Source organism: Mesorhizobium sp. CA13, from assembly GCF_020165235.1.
Lineage (GTDB): Bacteria > Pseudomonadota > Alphaproteobacteria > Rhizobiales > Rhizobiaceae > Mesorhizobium.
Map to the genome: position 1 here is coordinate 170761 of NZ_JAIUHS010000003.1, position 16324 is coordinate 187084.

General features: G+C 63.4%; 20 protein-coding genes. 8 read left to right on the forward strand and 12 right to left on the reverse strand.

Annotated features, from left to right (window positions below):
* Positions 1–4 precede the first annotated feature (4 nt).
* From LB566_RS09715 to LB566_RS09730, 4 genes are all read right to left on the reverse strand, one after another.
* Positions 5–862, reverse strand: a complete 858-nt coding sequence (locus LB566_RS09715) for a carbohydrate ABC transporter permease (RefSeq protein ID WP_224624245.1) — start codon at positions 860–862, stop codon at positions 5–7.
* Complete coding sequence (locus LB566_RS09720) at positions 862–1791, reverse strand: carbohydrate ABC transporter permease (RefSeq protein WP_224624246.1); 930 nt, start codon at positions 1789–1791, stop codon at positions 862–864. Before LB566_RS09720 ends, LB566_RS09715 begins: the two co-directional genes overlap by 1 nt.
* Before the next feature lie 190 nt (positions 1792–1981).
* The gene (locus LB566_RS09725) at positions 1982–3229 is read right to left on the reverse strand and encodes an ABC transporter substrate-binding protein (protein ID WP_224624247.1); all 1248 of its coding nucleotides are present in this window, start codon (positions 3227–3229) and stop codon (positions 1982–1984) included.
* 76 nt (positions 3230–3305) lie between these two features.
* The gene (locus LB566_RS09730; RefSeq protein ID WP_224624248.1) at positions 3306–4343 is read right to left on the reverse strand and encodes a LacI family DNA-binding transcriptional regulator; all 1038 of its coding nucleotides are present in this window, start codon (positions 4341–4343) and stop codon (positions 3306–3308) included.
* Positions 4344–5080: 737 nt separating this feature from the next.
* On the opposite strand from LB566_RS09730, the gene LB566_RS09735 reads away from it, so the two are divergent.
* The gene (locus tag LB566_RS09735; RefSeq protein WP_224624249.1) at positions 5081–5344 is read left to right on the forward strand and encodes a hypothetical protein; all 264 of its coding nucleotides are present in this window, start codon (positions 5081–5083) and stop codon (positions 5342–5344) included.
* A gap of 23 nt (positions 5345–5367) precedes the next feature.
* Here LB566_RS09735 and LB566_RS09740 read toward each other — a convergent pair whose 3' ends face one another.
* Both LB566_RS09740 and LB566_RS09745 read right to left on the reverse strand, forming a co-directional pair.
* Positions 5368–5634: a DUF1488 domain-containing protein gene (locus LB566_RS09740; protein WP_140552023.1), complete on the reverse strand. Its 267-nt coding sequence runs from the start codon at positions 5632–5634 to the stop codon at positions 5368–5370.
* The gene (locus LB566_RS09745) at positions 5631–5879 is read right to left on the reverse strand and encodes a hypothetical protein (protein WP_140499188.1); all 249 of its coding nucleotides are present in this window, start codon (positions 5877–5879) and stop codon (positions 5631–5633) included. The genes LB566_RS09740 and LB566_RS09745 overlap by 4 nt, the downstream gene beginning before the upstream one ends.
* 245 nt (positions 5880–6124) lie before the next feature.
* Between LB566_RS09745 and LB566_RS09750 the strand changes: the two genes are divergently transcribed.
* Both LB566_RS09750 and LB566_RS09755 read left to right on the forward strand, forming a co-directional pair.
* Positions 6125–6439 (forward strand): co-chaperone GroES, encoded by a 315-nt coding sequence (locus LB566_RS09750; RefSeq protein ID WP_140552021.1) that lies wholly within the window; start codon positions 6125–6127, stop codon positions 6437–6439.
* A 226-nt stretch (positions 6440–6665) separates the two neighbouring features.
* Complete coding sequence (locus LB566_RS09755) at positions 6666–7163, forward strand: GAF domain-containing protein (RefSeq protein WP_224624250.1); 498 nt, start codon at positions 6666–6668, stop codon at positions 7161–7163.
* Between the two features lie 32 nt (positions 7164–7195).
* Here the strand turns inward: LB566_RS09755 and LB566_RS09760 are convergent, their stop codons facing one another.
* Positions 7196–7900: a DUF899 family protein gene (locus LB566_RS09760; protein WP_224624251.1), complete on the reverse strand. Its 705-nt coding sequence runs from the start codon at positions 7898–7900 to the stop codon at positions 7196–7198.
* A 164-nt stretch (positions 7901–8064) separates the two neighbouring features.
* Positions 8065–9129, reverse strand: coding sequence for a YeiH family protein (locus LB566_RS09765; protein ID WP_224624252.1), 1065 nt, complete (start codon positions 9127–9129; stop codon positions 8065–8067).
* A gap of 386 nt (positions 9130–9515) precedes the next feature.
* Here LB566_RS09765 and LB566_RS09770 point away from each other — a divergent pair, with 386 nt between their 5' ends.
* From LB566_RS09770 to LB566_RS09790, 5 genes are all read left to right on the forward strand, one after another.
* Complete coding sequence (locus LB566_RS09770) at positions 9516–9983, forward strand: GNAT family N-acetyltransferase (RefSeq protein ID WP_224624253.1); 468 nt, start codon at positions 9516–9518, stop codon at positions 9981–9983.
* Positions 9984–10003: 20 nt separating this feature from the next.
* Positions 10004–10387, forward strand: coding sequence for an ACT domain-containing protein (locus LB566_RS09775; protein WP_224624254.1), 384 nt, complete (start codon positions 10004–10006; stop codon positions 10385–10387).
* Between the two features lie 151 nt (positions 10388–10538).
* The gene (locus LB566_RS09780) at positions 10539–11972 is read left to right on the forward strand and encodes an aldehyde dehydrogenase family protein (protein ID WP_224624255.1); all 1434 of its coding nucleotides are present in this window, start codon (positions 10539–10541) and stop codon (positions 11970–11972) included.
* Between the two features lie 171 nt (positions 11973–12143).
* On the forward strand, positions 12144–12554 hold the full coding sequence (locus LB566_RS09785; protein ID WP_140499170.1) for an MbcA/ParS/Xre antitoxin family protein: 411 nt from the start codon (positions 12144–12146) through the stop codon (positions 12552–12554).
* Complete coding sequence (locus LB566_RS09790) at positions 12548–13246, forward strand: RES family NAD+ phosphorylase (RefSeq protein WP_224624256.1); 699 nt, start codon at positions 12548–12550, stop codon at positions 13244–13246. Before LB566_RS09785 ends, LB566_RS09790 begins: the two co-directional genes overlap by 7 nt.
* A 15-nt stretch (positions 13247–13261) precedes the next feature.
* Here the strand turns inward: LB566_RS09790 and LB566_RS09795 are convergent, their stop codons facing one another.
* The 4 genes from LB566_RS09795 to LB566_RS09810 all read right to left on the reverse strand — a co-directional run bounded on the left by LB566_RS09795 (position 13262) and on the right by LB566_RS09810 (position 16299).
* Complete coding sequence (locus tag LB566_RS09795; protein WP_318012835.1) at positions 13262–14005, reverse strand: amino acid ABC transporter ATP-binding protein; 744 nt, start codon at positions 14003–14005, stop codon at positions 13262–13264.
* A gap of 25 nt (positions 14006–14030) precedes the next feature.
* Positions 14031–14705, reverse strand: coding sequence for an amino acid ABC transporter permease (locus LB566_RS09800; protein ID WP_140499164.1), 675 nt, complete (start codon positions 14703–14705; stop codon positions 14031–14033).
* A complete protein-coding gene (locus LB566_RS09805) occupies positions 14702–15373 on the reverse strand; it encodes an amino acid ABC transporter permease (RefSeq protein WP_224624257.1) in 672 nt (223 codons plus the stop codon). Before LB566_RS09805 ends, LB566_RS09800 begins: the two co-directional genes overlap by 4 nt.
* A gap of 137 nt (positions 15374–15510) precedes the next feature.
* Complete coding sequence (locus LB566_RS09810) at positions 15511–16299, reverse strand: ABC transporter substrate-binding protein (RefSeq protein ID WP_140556462.1); 789 nt, start codon at positions 16297–16299, stop codon at positions 15511–15513.
* Positions 16300–16324 lie beyond the last annotated feature (25 nt).

Sequence of the window (16324 nt, forward strand, 5' to 3'; positions counted from 1 at the left end):
TCGATTACTTGACGGCCCCGGCCATCAGGCCGCGGATGTAGAAGCGCTGCAAAGCCAGGAACAGGATCAGGCACGGCACCATCATCACCGTGACGCCCGCCTGCACCGCGCCCCAGTCGATGGCGCCGAAGCGGCCGGACTGGAGCGCGGTCATCATCACCGGCAGCGTGAATTTGGACTGGTCGGTCATCAGCACCAGAGCGGCGAGGAACTCGTTCCAGGCGCCGAGAAAGGCGAACAGCGCGATGGTGACGACGCCCGGCCAGACCAGCGGCAGCATCACCTTCAACAGCATGGTGGCGTTTCCGGCGCCGTCCATGCGCGCGGCCTCCTCGATCTCGCGCGGCACCGCGTCGAAGGCGTTGCGCATCATGAAGATCGAGAACGGCAGTTGCAGCGTCACATAGACGCCGACCAGCCCGGTCAGCGTGTTGTGCAGGCCGAGCTTGGTCAGCACCAGGAAGATCGGCGTCAGGATCGACTGGAACGGAATCATGATCGTCGACAGGATGAGGACGAAGAACAGGTCCTTGAGCGGAAATCGGAAGCGCGAGAAACCATAGCCGGCGAGCACGGAGACGACGACCGAGACCAGCACCGTCATGACAGAGACGTAGATGCTGTTCTGCGCCGAGACCCAGAGCCCGTCGCCGAACGTGTTGAGCGTGGCGTAGTTCTCCAGCGAGAAGCCTGTCGTCGGCCAGGGCGGCAACGGCGGCTGGCGCGCCTCCTGCGCCGGCTTGAAGGCCGACAGCGCGGCCCACACGATCGGCGCCACGAACAGCACCGAGGCGATGATGCCGGTAGAGTGCCTGGCGACGCTGGCGGCGAGCTTGCCTTGAGCGGACATTGCGTGCGCCATCAGTCGACGCCCTCGGGCTTCCTCAACAGCCAGAGCTGCACGAGGCTGAGCGCCACCAGGATTACCAGCAACACCATGGAGAGCGCCGCGCCATAGCCGAGCTTGAACGACACGAAAGACTGGTTGAAAATCCAGTACACCGCCGTCAGCGTCTGGTTGCGCGGCCCGCCGCGCAGGATGATGTAGAACTGGTCGAAGGCGAGGACCGAACCGGCCACCGACAGGATCAGGGCCAGCGCCAGGGTGCGGCGCATCAGCGGCAAGGTGATGGCCCGGAATCTTGCGAACGGGCCGGCGCCGTCGATGACGGCCGCTTCCTGCAAATCCTGCGGGATCGATTGCAGGCCGGTCATCAGGATGATCATGGTGAAGCCGGCGACCTTCCACACCACCATGGCGATGATCGACCAGAAGGCGGGCTGGAAGGTGGCCAGAAGATTGAATTTCCTGTCGATCAGGCCGAGGTTGTAGGCGGCCGGGCTGAACAGGCCGGAATCGACGTTGAGCAGCCATGACCAGAGCAGGCTCGCCGAGGCGAAACCGACCACCGCCGGCATGAAGAAGGCGGTGCGGTAGAGATTGGTCAGCGGGCGCGGCCGTTCGATGAAGATGGCCAGCGGGAAGGCGACGGCGAAGATCGCGATGGTGACGATCACCGTGTAGTAGCCGGTGAATTTCAGTGCATTCCAGAACCTGGTGTCGCGCAGGATCGCCACGTAATTGTCGAGGCCGATGAAGGAGTGCCCGCCCATCAGAGGCCAATTGTGCAGCGACATCCACGCCGTCATGCCGAGCGGAATGACGAAGAACACCATGACCAGCGCCACGGCCGGCGCGACGTAGATGAGACCGATCCATTGCCGGCGCCCGGCGCCGACCAGTTTTCGGGCGCTGGGCGGTGCAGTGGTGGCGGCTGTGATGGTGGTCATGGCCGCTCGCCCCGCTCCGGTTGGGGTGACAATTCCAGCTTGGGTTCCTCTCCCCCACTTCGCGGGGGCGGGGAACCCAAGCTGGATAGGCCGGGCAGATGTCTCGAAGCTTCCATGTGGATTAGCCCTGCCGTTGGCGATGCGAATTCCGGCCACCCGCCCAGGAGACAGGCAGGCGGCCGGCAGGCGCCTATTTCTGTGGCGCCTGGTCGATGATCGACTGCATGGTCTCCTGGGCGTTGGCGATGGCGCCGTCGACGTCGTCGCCGAAGAAGACCTCGTTGATCATCTGCGTCCACGGACCATTGGCGGAGTTGATCAGATCGTTGAAGACCACCGAATAGGGCGTCTTGCCCTTGGCCATCGCCTCGGCCGCGACCTGGTAGCGCGGGTCGAGGTCCTTCAGAGCATCCTTGGCGATGTCGCCGCGCACCGGCAGGCTGCCATATTTGGCGAGGATCGTCTGGCCTTCCAGCGAATAGGCGAAGTCGAGGAACTCCTTCACCACATCGATCTTCTTGGTGCCCTTGGTGACGACGAAATTATCGCCGCCGGCAAAGGACGACCAGCCGCCATCCTTGCCCGGCAGGAAGGTGATGCCATAGTCGATGTCGGGATACTGGGTGTTGAGCGCGCCGATGGCGAATGCACCCGACGGCGAGATGCCGATGTTGCCGCCGGCGAAGGCGGCGAAGAAATTGGCGCCGGTGTCGGTCTGGGCGCCTTCCGGCACCAGGCCCTTCTTGACCATCGAGCGGTAGAGATCGATGGCGCCGCGCAGCTGCGGGCTGTCCAGCGTCGCCTTGGAGCCGTCCTGCGAGAGGATGTCGCCGCCGGAGGCCCAGACCAGCGGCGTGAAGGTGAAGATGTTGCAGCCACCGCAATTGCCGGAGAAGTAGAAGCCCTTGATGTTGCCGCCGAGCGCATTGACCTTTTCGGCGTCGGCTTCGATCTCGGCCCAGTTGGCCGGGCCCTTTTCGGGGTCGAGGCCGGCCTGCTTGAACAGCTTCTTGTTCCAGATCAGCACGGAGGCGTCGGCCGAGAAGGGCAGGCCGTAGATGCGGTCCTTGTATGTGCCGGTCTTCACATGAGCCGGCGACAGGCTGGCGAAATAAGGCAGGGATTTCGCCCAGTCGGTGATGTCCTCCAACTGGCCGGCGGCGGCGAAGGAGGGCGTGTAGATCAGGTCGAGCGACAGCGCGTCGGGCGCGGTGCCGCCAGCGGCGGCGGCACCGTATTTCGGAATGATCTCGGCATTGGGGATGATGTCGAGCTTGATCTGGTTGGTGTGGCCCTTGTTGTAGGCGTCGACGATGCGCGGCATGAAGTTCGAGCCGTCGGCGCGCACCCAGATGTTGGCGGTCTCGGCGGCGGCAAGTTGCAGCCCGCAGCCGAGTACGGCGACCGTCAAGGCCAGTCTGGCAATCAAAGTCCTCATGTTCTCCTCCTCCATGTTTTGGCCGCGGTGCGCGGCTTGCCGCCGATTGCGGCGTTTGGTTCTTCAGCCGTCTTTCTCAACCATCTGGCAGGCGGCCGCAGGACTGACGCACCACCAGCCGGCACGGCAGTTTCCGGATGCCTGGCGCGGCGGGCTTGCCGCCGACCAGGGAAAGCAAGGTCAGCCCCGCTTCGCGGCCGAGCGCAGCCAGGTTCATGTCGATCGAGGTCAACGGCGGGCGCGTCGCTTCGGCCACGATCTCCCAATTGTCGAAGCCGATGACGCCGACATCGCCGGGCACGTCGAGACCGCGTTCGCGCAAGGCATCGATGACGCCGCGCGCGATCTGGTCGTTGCCGCAGAAGACGGCGTCCGGCCTTTCGCTTGCGCCGTCGAAAAGGACCGACACCGCTTCATGGCCCCAGGCTTCAGACCAGGGGCCGAGCAGCGGATCGGTCGCCGGCAAGCCGTTTTCGGCAAGCACGTCGCGATAGGCCTGGGCGCGGGCGTGCACCACGGCAAAGCTCGCCGGCCCGCTGACATGGACGATGCGCCTGCGGCCGAGTCGACAGAAATGCTCCACCGCCAGCCGCGCGCCCCCGGCGTCGTCAGAGACGAAGGCGATGGCGTCGGGATCGGGCTGGGTGAAGGCATAGATCACCGGGATGCGCAGATTGGACAGGTCGACCGGCAGATGGCGGTCGATGCGCTTGCCGGTGGCGATGATGCCGTCGACACGCTTATCGAGCATAGCCTCGACATGGAGCTGGCCGAGACGCGGATCCTCCTCGACATTGCACAGGAACACCGAGACGCCGGCGTCGACCAGCGCGTCTGATATGCCCGACATCAGCGGCAGCGAGAAGCGGCCATAGGTATCGTTGGTGAGCAGGCCGACGGTGAAGGAGCGCCGCCGCAGCAGGCTCTGCGCCAGGCTGTTAGGCCGGAAGCCGAGGCGCTGCGCAGTCTCGCGGATGCGTTCGCGGGTTTCGGCGGTCATGCGGCCCTGGTCGTTGAGCGCCTTCGAGGCGGTGGCGACGCTGACGCCAGCCTCGGCCGCCACGTCACGCAAGGTGACGGGCTTGGGAAAGACTGGCTGATCGTCCAATGCCATCGTGGCGAGAATCCCGATTGGGAAAAGGTTTTCTCTTACAGGCCGGAATGAGGCCCGGCCAATGGCCGAGCCCGATCGGAAATGTTTGGAAAAACCTTTTCTCAGCCCAAACTAAGCGAGATCGAGAGACTGTTCAAGGGAAAAAGTGGCTGGTCCTCCGGTGGTGCGAGGCGGCCGCCGGAGGGCGGGCTCACAGGCCTTGCGCCCGGCGAGTTCATATCAGGCGAATTCCTGATCGGCAGCCGTCAGTGCTCCCATGGCGCGGGCCGGAAAAGCGGCAATCGGCGACATGTCTATAAACGACTCTTCGGTCTTAACGCTTCCGCAAATATTATCGGTTAGTTCGCTAGTCATGGCCTCGTGGCGGAGCGGCTACGCTGGAGACGGCAAATCTCTGAAGCCTCGGTTCGATCCCGAGGCGAGGCCTCCAAAAATCATATAGCGTAGAGCCTGCGTCGGACCATCGAGGGCGATGGGCCTTGCCAGCTTGCATCTGTGGCCTAGGCCGGGCATGTCCTCGTCTTGGTTGTGACGCCGACGCGCCGGCAAGCAGATTATTACCCAGCCGACTTGCGCGCTTTCAGTCATTGCCGCATCTGACGATCGGGGTCAGGAGGCATGCGGCCCGCGTTAAAGCAGCCTATTTGCATTTGGCATGCAGGGGCACTCGCCAAAAGAGTGCTATGGAAGCGCGCGCTTGCCGCTCCGACTTTCCCCGACATTCGAGGCCATTTTTCGTGCGTGAACCGTCGCTGTTGCCCGTCTTTCGAAAACTTGGCGCCAAGGGACCCCGTGCCGTCGCGATAGAGTCGGTCCCGCCGACAGGTATCGCCCCGCGGCTGCGGGAGGCTCTGGCCGCGCATGGCGGCATGGTGCTGAAGCCCGTCGTCGTCAGGCGAAGGGCGATGGTCGGCATGAGCCCGCGCGACGCCAACGCCATGGTCGATCAGATGAATGTCCGGGACGTCAAGCGCCGGGAGAAGGCGGAGCGTAAATCCTGATCCGGTGCCGTTTGCCTATTGTCTCAGCGGAAGTCTTCCGCCGTCAGCACATACATGCTCTTGCGCGTGCGGTCATAGGCCTTTGACGCTACGTCGCGGATGACACTGCTCTCGGTGTCGAAGGTGGCGAGATAACCGGCTTCATTGGCTGCCGTGGCCGGCTGCATCCTGGTCATGGCATCGGCGGCGACCGAGAAGGAAATCTGGAACATGCCGTCATAGCCGACGAAACGGATGCGCTTGCCGGCTTCGTCATAGCTGCGGCTGCGGTTGGGGAAGGTCAGGCTCATGATTTTGCCTCCGTCGTTTTCTTCACCGCGCGTTTCTTCTTCGGCGTCGGATTCAGGGCCTCGGCCACGCGGTCGGCTTCTTCCTTGGCCAGCCGCAATTGCCTCAGCCTTGCCGTCTTGATCTCCCTGGCCCTCGCTTCGGACATATATTCGGCGGTTGCCTTGTTGCGCTCCGCCGTCTTCTTCTGCTTGTCGACAAAGCGGGCTTCAGCTTTTTCCATGATCGTCTGGTTGCCGTCGGCCATCGAGGAAATCTCCCTTGCGTCTGAAATCGTGAAAATGAACTCGTCCGATAAATAGGGACTCGGCCGGGAAAATTCAAATTTTTGAAATATTTGGTGGATTTCCGCTACCATGAAACCGGGCGCCGAATAATACTTTTGATTATTTAACATCAGAGCGGAATAAATTTTGGCACTCCTATCTATCGAGTGCCAAACCGCCTGTATGAATGCAGCGGCCGCCTATGCCGGCCCCAGAACGAAGTCTCATGAAATTTCGGCCACTCCACGACCGCGTCGTCATCCGGCGCGCCGACGGCGATATCAAATCCAAGGGCGGCATCATCATTCCCGACAATGCCAAGGAAAAGCCGCAGGAAGGCGAAGTGATCGCGGTTGGTCCCGGCGCCCGCGACGAAAACGGCGCGCTTGTTCCGCTCGACGTCAAGGCCGGCGACTTGATCCTGTTCGGCAAATGGTCGGGCACGGAGGTCAAGATCGACGGCGAGGACCTCCTGATCATGAAGGAAGCCGACATTATGGGCGTCATCGAAGAAAGCGCCGAAGCCAAGAAGGCCGCCTGACTGAAGCACCGCGCCTCTGCGCGGTGTCGGCTCACCCCAAATGCGAACTGGATAAAATCATGTCTGCCAAGGAAATCAAATTCTCCACCGATGCGCGACGACGCCGGCGGCGATCCTGATCTTGCGGCTTTCGGATCGGTTGGATTTCACGCTAGTATGCCCTGTGGTCGTTTGTGCAGAGAGCTTGCGGAAAACGGAACCGCGATTCTCACTTCGGAGACAAGCCATGTTTGCCGCCAAGGCTATCGACACCTCGGACAAGGCCGCGTTCTACCGCGACCTCGCCGCGCAACTGAAGGCGCTGCTCGAGGGCGAGGGCGACTCGATCGCCAACGCTGCCAACACGGCGGCGCTGATCTTCCAGATGGTGCCTGATCTCAACTGGGCGGGCTTCTATTTCCTGGCCTCGGACGAGGAATTGGTGCTGGGTCCGTTCCAGGGCAAGCCGGCTTGCGTGCGCATCGCCGTCGGCAAGGGCGTGTGCGGCACGGCGGTCGAACTCGGCACCTCGATGCTGATCAAGGACGTGCACGATTTCCCCGGCCACATCGCCTGCGACGTCGATTCGCGTTCGGAACTGGTCGTGCTCCTGGAAGACGATGACGGCGTCTTCGGCGTGCTTGATCTCGACAGCCCGCTGCCCGGTCGCTTCGACAAGGCAGACCAGGCGGGAATCGAGACATTGGCGGCGATCTATGTCGCGGCGAGTTCGTTCGCGGATTAGGCAAAAAGCCTGTGGTTTCGCGACACTGAGCTCTAGTAGCTGAGTTTCGGATACCAGTCCGTTCCGCGTCCACCCGGCGTAAGGTCCAGGATCGACCAGAGGGAGGCGATGTCCGGTGCGTCTCGCGGATCCTGGCCGGGATCAGCCATTTCCGCCGACATCTCGCTCGCCCAAAAAAGGCGCACGCGCTCGCCGTCGCGCTTGAACACCACCAGAGCCGGGTTCTCGCTGCCATCGGCGTTGATCAGTCCGAGATCGTTGGCATAGGTGTCGCCCACCGTCTGGACAAAATCCAGATCGCGCCACCCCCGTTCCTGCGCGAATGCGATCTGCCGCTCGACCGGGCTGCGTCCAAGGATCTTCAGGGCGACGCGCTGCTTGATGTCAGCAGCGTTTCCATTCACCGCACCCAACCAGTTGGTGCACATTGGACATGGGCGTGCGCGCTGGGGTCCGAACATCCAAAAATAGGTCACGAGTGCATCCTTGTCGCCGAACAGTTCGACAAGCCCGAGATCGGCGCCATTGGCGTCCCTGAAGCGATAGTTTGTCTCGATGACGGGTCCGTCCGGAAGGTGTCGGCGCCGTTCCGTGACCTCGGTCATGTGTCTGCGAAATTCGATCTCGTCCTTCAGCAGTGCCTGGCGGGCTTTCCGGTACTCATCGCTCGCACCGGGAAAGGGTATCCGCGCTTTTTCCGCCAGCTTCTCGGCGGCCGTGGGTGTAATGATGTTCATCGGAAATCCTCCAAACGGCATCCGTACTACCACAGCAAAGTTGGGCAACAGGCTCAGAAGTCAACAACCCTCCTGAAGCGGAGCCGAACACTGCCACGTCAACGCGGTAGGCCCGCGGATGAGGTTTGCTGTTCGTGCTGGTGCGATCTGAATTGCAGCAAGGCTCAGGCGAACTTCACCAGCATCAGGCTGAAGCAGCCGATGAACAGGAAGGCCGAGAAGGCGAGCGCCAGCGGGCGCAGGCCGCGCGAGCGCAGCTGCGAAATATCGGCCTGCAGGCCCATGGCGGCCAGCCCCATGGTCAGCATGATGGTGGTGGCGAGCGCCATCGCCGACTTTGCTTCGGCGGGTATCGCGACAAGGCTGTTCAGAGCCACGACAGCGACGAAGGCGGCGACGAACAATGGCATGGGCGGGCGCGCCGTCTGCTGGTCGCTGCTGCTCTTGCGGCGCACCGTCAGGCCCAGCGCTATGACCATCGGCGCCAGCATGGCGACGCGGGTGAGCTTGGCGACGGTGGCGATCTCGCCTGACTGGGTGCCGTTCTGGAAGCCGGCGCCGATGACTTGCGCCACCTCATGGATCGAGGCGCCCGCCCACAGGCCGAACGCATGCTGGTCGAGGCCGAGCAGCGGCGCCAGCAGCGGGAAGCCGAGCATGGCGACGGTGCCGAACAGGGTGATCGAGGCGACCGCGTAGGTGACGTCCTCGTCGCGCGCGTCGGTAACAATGTTGGTTGCCACGATTGCCGAGGCGCCGCAGATCGAGGTGCCGGCGGCGATCAGCTGCGCCAGCTTGGCGTCGATGCCGATCAGCCGGCCAAGCGCGAGGGTGAAGAGGAAGGTGACGCCAAGCGTGGCCGCGACAATGCCGATGCCGCCCGCGCCGATCGAGACGACCTGGCCGAGCGTCAGCTGGAAGCCGAGCAGCACGATGGCGAAGCGCAGCAGGCGCTTTTGCGAGAATGCGATGCCGGCCTTGGCGTGCGCCGGCGTGCCGAGCACGTTGGAGTAGATCATGCCGGCGACGACGGCCAGGATCATCGGGCTGAACAGGGCGAAGCCGGAGACGTTGCGGGCCGAGAAGGCCACCGCAGTGATCATCGCGACCAATATCACACCGGGCACGGGTCCGGCCTTGGTCGAGTCGAGCGCCCTGCGGCCCTGCGCAGGTTCGGCGGAAATCAGGCTTTTTGGAATATCGTTCGCAATGTGGGATAAGGAAGACAACGTCATGCTCCAGGCGACTTCGCCTGGGGAATGCCATTCCCCAACTAATCTTTCCAATGAATTATTTTCGTTAGAATGATCGATTTTCCAGGACGGTCTCCAAATTTGCGTGACCAAAATGCCAGGGCTGATGAGGCAGCGCGGCAAAAGAGGCTGGGCGCCGCCAGAAGGGTGGCTCGCCATCGGCTTGACGGAGCACTCGTCCTGCGCCAGCTTGGCGCCATGTTCGTTTTTCCCCGCGCCAACGCCACGCGACGCCGAACCTCCACAGTGCGAGGCGGTGTGTTGATTGCGCGACGACGAAGGCTGGCCCATTAATTCCGGTTCGTTCTTTCCGGCCCCGCCCGCGAAACCGCCGGCGGGCTTTTCATGTCTGGAGCCTCTCGATGAACATCAATCCTTCCATCCAGTTCCGGCCGGCCGAGCCCGCCGACGCTGCCGCCATCCGCGACATCGTGCGCACGGCCTATGCCAAATGGGTGCCGCTGATCGGCCGCGAGCCGCTGCCCATGCGCGCCAACTACGACATAGCCGTTGCCGAGCATGAGTTCGACCTTGCGATCGAGGAGGGCGAAATCGTCGGCGCGATCGAAACCATGCCGGCCGATGATCATGTCTGGATCGAGAATGTCTGCGTGGCGCCGCATGCGCAGGGAAGGGGGATCGGCCGGCTGTTGCTGGGGCGGGCCGAACGCAAGGCGGCCGAGGCGGGACGCAGCGAACTTCGCCTGCTGACCAATGGCGCCTTTGCGGCCAATGTGTCGCTTTACAAGAGACACGGCTATAGGATCGACCGGGAGGAGCCGTTCATGAACGGCACGACTGTTTATATGAGCAAGAGGCTTGCCGGGTAGACCGCAATCGGAGTTCGACAATGGCTGTCAGAATCAGGCTCAAGCAACTGCCGGGGCTCTACGCGATTTCGCGGCTCGAGCCTAGAGCAGGCATTCCCGGTTGGGCGGACGGGCCAGGCTTCGTCAGCATCACCAGAACCGAGGATGAACTTTCGATCACCTGTCTGCAGGATCGCGTTCCGGATTCCGTCAAGCGGGATGACGAGTGGGTCGCCTTCAAGCTCCAAGGGCCTTTCGCTTTCGATGAAACCGGCATCGTGTTGTCGGTCATCAGGCCACTGTCGGAAAACGAGCTGGGCATTTTTGTGGTGTCGACTTTCGACGGCGATCACCTGCTGGTGAAAGCCGCCGATCGGGTGGCGGCGATACGGCTTCTGGGCGAAGCGGGGCATACTCTGCTGTAATTCGTTCTGCTCCAGCTATCGTCCGCCCGGCTGGTTCAACCGCTCGCGGCTCGCTCACCAGTTCGGGGGCGTTTGACAGTGCCGGTCGCGCATCGTTATTTCTAGCCAGATATCACGGCGGACGGCTGTACGGCGCCCCTCAGGAGAAATCATGTCACATAACCTGCAGTTCTACATCGATGGCGCGTGGGTCGATCCTGTCGTCCCCAATACGCTCGACGTCATCGATCCTTCGAACGAAGATGCCTTCGCGCAGATTTCGCTGGGCTCCAAGGCTGATGTCGACAAGGCGGTGGCCGCCGCGAAGCGCGCCTTCGGCACATTCGGCTTCACCTCGGTCGAGGAACGGCTCGACATCCTCAACCGCGTCATCGAGGTCTACAAGAAGCGCAGCCCGGACCTTGCGCTCGCCGTGTCGCGCGAGATGGGCGCGCCGCGCCGGATGGCGCTCGACAGCCAGGTCGGCATCGGGCTTGCGCATCTGGTCAAGATGGCGGAAGTGCTGAAGAGCTTCCAGTTCCGGCAGGTCAAGGGCTCCTCGCTGATCGTCAAGGAGCCGATCGGCGTCGTCGGCTTGATCACACCATGGAACTGGCCGCTGAACCAGATCACCTGCAAGGTGGGTCCGGCACTTGCCGCTGGTTGCACCATGGTGCTGAAGCCGTCCGAGATCGCGCCGCTCGATGCCATCATCTTCGCCGAGATCATTGACGAGGCCGGCGTGCCGAAGGGCGTGTTCAACCTCGTCAATGGCGACGGCCCCGGCGTCGGCCAGGCGCTGTCCAGCCATCCCGACATCGACATGATGTCGTTCACCGGCTCTACCCGGGCCGGCATATTGGTGGCCAAGGCCGCCGCCGATACGGTCAAGCGCGTGCACCAGGAGCTTGGCGGCAAGTCGGCCAACATCCTGTTCCCGGACGTCGACCTCGCCACCGCCGTGGCCAAGGGCGTCGCCGGCTGCTTCAGCAACAGCGGCCAGTCCTGCAACGCGCCGACGCGCATGTTCGTGCCGCGCGACCGTCATGACGAGGCGGCTTCTCATGCCAAGGCGGCGGCGGAAAAGTTCGTGGTCGGTCCGGCGGACGCTCCCGGCACCAAGCTCGGCCCTGTCATTAGCCAAGCCCAGTTCGACAAGGTTCAGGACATGATCCAGAGCGGCATAGACGAGGGCGCCACGCTGGTCGCGGGCGGCCCTGGCCGGCCGGCCGAACTCAACCGCGGCTACTATGTCAGGCCGACGGTGTTCGCCGATGTCACCCACGACATGCGCATCGCGCGCGAGGAGATTTTCGGGCCGGTGCTGGCGATCATGCCCTATGATACGGTCGAACAGGCGGTCGAGCAGGCCAACGACACCGTCTACGGCCTTGCCTCCTACATCCAGGCCAAGGATCTCCAGAAGGCGCGCGAGGTCGCGGCGCGCATGCGCTCCGGCAGCGTCTATATCAACTATCCCCAATGGGACGCCGGCCTGCCCTTTGGCGGCTACAAGCAGTCGGGCAATGGCCGCGAATACGCCGAATACGGGCTGGAGGATTTCCTCGAGATCAAGGGGATCGCGGGGTACGAGGCGGCGCAGTAAGGCACTGGCCAATCGCCCGAAGCCGGCGCCCCTGACCTGCCTGCCGGCATCCTCTCCCCGTATAGTGACGGGAGAGGGGACGCTGTCATCGCCGGTTCGGTGATGTGGTTGCGCCGCTCCTTGCCAATTGGCAAATGCATGCTATATCTATGCCAATAGCGGGAGCCGAAAATGCAGCTTCAGTCCATCGTCACCACGCCGGCCGCGGTCGGCAGCGCCATCTCTGATGAAGAGGCCGGCGCCTTGGCGCGCACCACGGTCAATCTCTTCAAGGCGTGGGGCCTCACCGACCTTGAGGCCTGCATCCTGCTCGGCGGCATGTCGGCGCGCACCTGGGCGCGCTGGAAGGAAGGCGGTATCGGCAGGATCGATCGCGACCTGCGCACCCGCATGGCGCATCTGATGGGCATCCACAAGGGCCTGCGCTATCTCTTCACCGAGCCGGCGCGCGGCTATGCCTGGATCCGCAAGCCCAACGCGACGTTCGGTGGCCAGTCGGCGCTCGACCTGATGCTGCGCGGCGAAATTTCCGACCTTGCAGCGATGCGCGAATGGCTCGACGCGGAGCGTGGTGCATGGTGAGTGGGCTCGCGGTCCGGCGCCGCGTCCACTGGCCCAAGACCTTCCGCATCATCCGCTCCATTCATCCGCCGATCGACCTCTTCGAGGACATCGCCGACCCGCGTGACTGGGAGGCCCTGGCCGCCGTCGAGGAGAAGACCAATCCGCGCATCCGGCTAGAACTCGGCGATCTCGGCAAGGTACCGGCCGCAAGGCGGGTATCCGGACCCGGCGCAAGCTTCGTGATGGCTCCCTTCGTGCATTGCTCGACGCTGCGGCCCGGCCGTTTCTCGGATGGCAGCTACGGCATCTACTATGCCGGCGACAGCGAGGAGGTGGCGCTGGCCGAAACCATCCACCACCACCAGAATTTCATGCGCGCCACCAAGGAGGAGCCGGGCTGGACGGCGGATTTCCGCGTGCTGATCGGCAGCGTCGACCGCGACCTCGATGACGTCAACGCGGTGCCCGGCGCGCTCGACCCGGACGACTACACCGCCTCGCAGGCCGAAGGCCGCGCCTTGCGTGCGGCCGGCAGCGACGGGCTGGTGTGGAACAGCGTGCGCATGCCAAGCGGGCAGTGCGTCGGCATTTTCTGGCCGGATGCGATTTCAGTACCGGTGCAAGGCCGCCACTACAGCTATCACTGGAACGGCGGCCGCGTGGATTTCGTGCGCCAGCACGATACGGGAAAGGTGCTGGCGGTCACTTGAAGGCGGCAGCGCCGGTCAGTGCCGCAGGATCTTGCTCAGGAAGGCGCGGCTGCGATCGGTCCTGGGATGCGAGAAGAATTCGTCGGGCCTGCCGCTTTCGACGATGGCGCCGGCGTCCATGAACACCACGCGCTGGGCGACCTTGCGGGCAAAGCCCATCTCATGCGTCACCACCATCATGGTCATGCCTTCCTCGGCGACCGCGACCATGACGTCGAGCACTTCCGAAATCATCTCGGGGTCGAGCGCCGAGGTTGGCTCGTCGAACAGCATGATCTTGGGGCGCATGCCCAGACAACGGGCGATCGCCACACGCTGTTGCTGACCGCCTGAAAGCTGCGCGGGATAGGCGTTGACCTTGTCGGCAAGCCCGACCTTGGCCAGCAGTTCGCGGCCGGCCTGCTCGGCCTCGGCGCGCGGAACCTTGCGGACATGGATCGGTGCCAGCGTGACGTTTTCGAGCGCGGTCTTGTGCGGGTAGAGGTTGAAGGACTGGAAGACGAAGCCGATCTCGGTGCGCAGCTTCGTCATGTTGGTGGCGGGGTCGCCGAGGCGCTGGCCGTCGACGACGAGGTCGCCGTCCTTGATCGTCTCCAGGCCGTTGATGCAGCGGATCAGCGTGCTTTTGCCCGAGCCGCTCGGGCCGCAGACGACGACCACTTCGCGCGGCTCGACGCTGAGCGTGATGTCCCTCAGGACGTTAAGCGTGCCGAACCATTTGTTGACGCCGCGAAAATCGATCATGCCCGTTTTGGTCATGTGGTCGGCACCTTTGGGTTCGATGTCATATCTGCACCTCGCCATGGGCGGCACCCATGCGTCGTTCGAGCCGGCGGGCGAGCATGATCAGCGGATAGCAGACGATGAAATAGCCGACGCCGACGAGGAAGAACACCAGCAGGCCGTTCGGCACGCGCTGCACCACCAGCCAGCCGACGCGGGTGAGGTCGGTCAGGCCGATCGCCGAGACGACGGAAGAATCCTTGATCAGCAGCACATATTGCCCGACCAGCGGCGGCAGCACGATGCGCATCGCCTGCGGCAGAACCACCTGGCGCATGCGCTGCCAGCGCGACAGGCCGGACGCCAGCGCCGCCTCGACCTGGCCTGTCGGCACCGAGCGGATACCGGCGGCGACGATCTCGCAGATGAAGCAGGCGGCAAGATTGGTCAGCGCGATGATGCCGGCGGTGAAGGCGTCGAGCTCGATGCCCAACTCGGGCAAGATGAAGAAGATCAGGAATATCTGCACCAGGAACGGCGTACCCCGGATGAGGTCTACCCAGGCACCGATGACGCCGGCGATCAACCGGTTGCCGCCGGTCCGCAGGATGCCGAGGCCGAAGCCGAGCAGGGTGCCCAGCACCAGGCTGATCAGCGACAGCACCACGGTCATGCCGAGGCCGCGCAGCGCCAGCGGATAGCTGCCGGCAAGGCTCTGCAACTGTTGCCAGATCATGTGCGCGCTCCCGCCGAGCCGAGCCAGCGGCCGGAGAGAACCGCCAGCCCTTTGAGGCCGTAATAGAGCAGGAGGTAGAACGCGGCGATGGTGAGAAATCCTTCCGCCGGCATGAAGCGGTCGGAGGCCAGCAACTGGCCGGCGCGCGTCAATTCGGCAACCGAGATCAGCGACAGGAGGGCGGAATCCTTGACCAGCACGATCGCCTGGCCGAGCAGGGGCGGGATCGTCACCTTGAATGCCTGTGGCAGCACGATCAGGCGCATGCGCTGGACATAGGTCATGCCTGAAGCGGCGCTGGCCTCGACCTGGCCGCGCGGGATCGACAGGATGCCGGCGCGAATGATTTCAGCGACATAGGCGCCGCTGTTCAGTGACAGCGCGAGGATGCCGACGACGAGTTCGGGCAGCACGAAACCGAGGCGCGGCAGGCCGAAATAGAGAAAATAGAGCTGCGCCAGCAAGGGCGTGGCGCGTACGGCGTCGATATAGGCCTTGGCCGGCACCCGAAACAGCCAGCCGCGCTGCAAGTTCATCGCGCACAACAGAATGCCGACTGCGAGCGCGCCGACAAAGGACAGCGCCGATAGCCACACGGTCGTGACCAGGCCCTGCCCGAACAGGGGCAGGTATTCGACGATGGCGCGGAAGCTGAAATTTTCGAGCATGGGCGGTGAATGGTGATTAGGGGGTAGTGAGTAGGCAGTAGGCAGTAGGCAGTAGGGAAGCGCGTGTCCGGAATTCCCTACCCACTATTCCCTATTCCCTATTCCCTACTCCCTACTCCCTACTTTCTAATTCCTAATCAGTGATCTTTCTTCCAGTCTTCCGAATTGACCCAGTAGTCGAGGTTCTTCTGCAGACGGCCGTCGATGGTGACCTGGTTGAGAAACAGGTTCATCCAGATCAGGAGGTCCGGCTCGTCATAGCGGGTGGCGAAGGCAAGCGGTTCCTTCGACAGCAGGTCCGGCATGATGGTGAAGGTGCCGGCCGGATAGGCTGTCGACTGGCCCTTGACCGCCGAGACGTCGTTGACGCCGCAATCGGCCTGGCCGTTGTTGACGGCGTCGAGTAGCAGCGGACCGCCGCCCTTGTAGCTCTTGATGTCGGCATCGGGGAAGGCGGCCTTGGCTTCCTTCTCGCCGGTGGCGCCGAGCAGCACGGCGATCTTGGTGCCCTTGGCCTTGCAGTCCTCGGTGGTCTTGAACTTGCCGTCGGCCTTGGTGAAGACGGTGCTGCCCGTGTACATGTAAGGCGTTGTGAACGCGACCTTCATGCCGCGCGCCAGCGTCGGCGTCATGTCGGCGACCAGAAGGTCGGCCTTGCCCGAAAGCAGCGCCGGGATCAGGCCGTCCCAGTCGAAGTCGAGGAAGGTGATCTTGACGCCCATTTCCTTGGCCATCAGTTCGGCCAGTTCCACCGAGCTGCCGGTGCGTTCGCCATTGGCGCCGACCAGCGAGAAGGGCGGTCCCTGCGTCTGCACCGCGACACGCAGTTCGCCGCGCTTGGTGATGTCGTCGAGCGCTCCGGCGCTGGCGGCGGCGGTAAGGCCGGCCAGTGCGAGGCCGGCGATGAAAAGCTTGGCAATGTTCATTGGTTTCATTGGGCATTCCTCCTAT

What these genes read in the sequence shown, in the direction of transcription:
- LB566_RS09715 (WP_224624245.1), bottom strand. Translation starts at nt 862, where the DNA reads ATGGCGCACGCAATGTCCGCTCAAGGCAAGCTCGCCGCCAGCGTCGCC.
- LB566_RS09720 (WP_224624246.1), bottom strand. Translation starts at nt 1,791, where the DNA reads ATGACCACCATCACAGCCGCCACCACTGCACCGCCCAGCGCCCGAAAA.
- LB566_RS09725 (WP_224624247.1), bottom strand. Translation starts at nt 3,229, where the DNA reads ATGAGGACTTTGATTGCCAGACTGGCCTTGACGGTCGCCGTACTCGGC.
- LB566_RS09730 (WP_224624248.1), bottom strand. Translation starts at nt 4,343, where the DNA reads ATGGCATTGGACGATCAGCCAGTCTTTCCCAAGCCCGTCACCTTGCGT.
- LB566_RS09740 (WP_140552023.1), bottom strand. Translation starts at nt 5,634, where the DNA reads ATGAGCCTGACCTTCCCCAACCGCAGCCGCAGCTATGACGAAGCCGGC.
- LB566_RS09745 (WP_140499188.1), bottom strand. Translation starts at nt 5,879, where the DNA reads ATGGCCGACGGCAACCAGACGATCATGGAAAAAGCTGAAGCCCGCTTT.
- LB566_RS09750 (WP_140552021.1), top strand. Translation starts at nt 6,125, where the DNA reads ATGAAATTTCGGCCACTCCACGACCGCGTCGTCATCCGGCGCGCCGAC.
- LB566_RS09755 (WP_224624250.1), top strand. Translation starts at nt 6,666, where the DNA reads ATGTTTGCCGCCAAGGCTATCGACACCTCGGACAAGGCCGCGTTCTAC.
- LB566_RS09760 (WP_224624251.1), bottom strand. Translation starts at nt 7,900, where the DNA reads ATGAACATCATTACACCCACGGCCGCCGAGAAGCTGGCGGAAAAAGCG.
- LB566_RS09770 (WP_224624253.1), top strand. Translation starts at nt 9,516, where the DNA reads ATGAACATCAATCCTTCCATCCAGTTCCGGCCGGCCGAGCCCGCCGAC.
- LB566_RS09775 (WP_224624254.1), top strand. Translation starts at nt 10,004, where the DNA reads ATGGCTGTCAGAATCAGGCTCAAGCAACTGCCGGGGCTCTACGCGATT.
- LB566_RS09780 (WP_224624255.1), top strand. Translation starts at nt 10,539, where the DNA reads ATGTCACATAACCTGCAGTTCTACATCGATGGCGCGTGGGTCGATCCT.
- LB566_RS09785 (WP_140499170.1), top strand. Translation starts at nt 12,144, where the DNA reads ATGCAGCTTCAGTCCATCGTCACCACGCCGGCCGCGGTCGGCAGCGCC.
- LB566_RS09790 (WP_224624256.1), top strand. Translation starts at nt 12,548, where the DNA reads ATGGTGAGTGGGCTCGCGGTCCGGCGCCGCGTCCACTGGCCCAAGACC.
- LB566_RS09795 (WP_318012835.1), bottom strand. Translation starts at nt 14,005, where the DNA reads ATGACCAAAACGGGCATGATCGATTTTCGCGGCGTCAACAAATGGTTC.
- LB566_RS09800 (WP_140499164.1), bottom strand. Translation starts at nt 14,705, where the DNA reads ATGATCTGGCAACAGTTGCAGAGCCTTGCCGGCAGCTATCCGCTGGCG.
- LB566_RS09805 (WP_224624257.1), bottom strand. Translation starts at nt 15,373, where the DNA reads ATGCTCGAAAATTTCAGCTTCCGCGCCATCGTCGAATACCTGCCCCTG.
- LB566_RS09810 (WP_140556462.1), bottom strand. Translation starts at nt 16,299, where the DNA reads ATGAACATTGCCAAGCTTTTCATCGCCGGCCTCGCACTGGCCGGCCTT.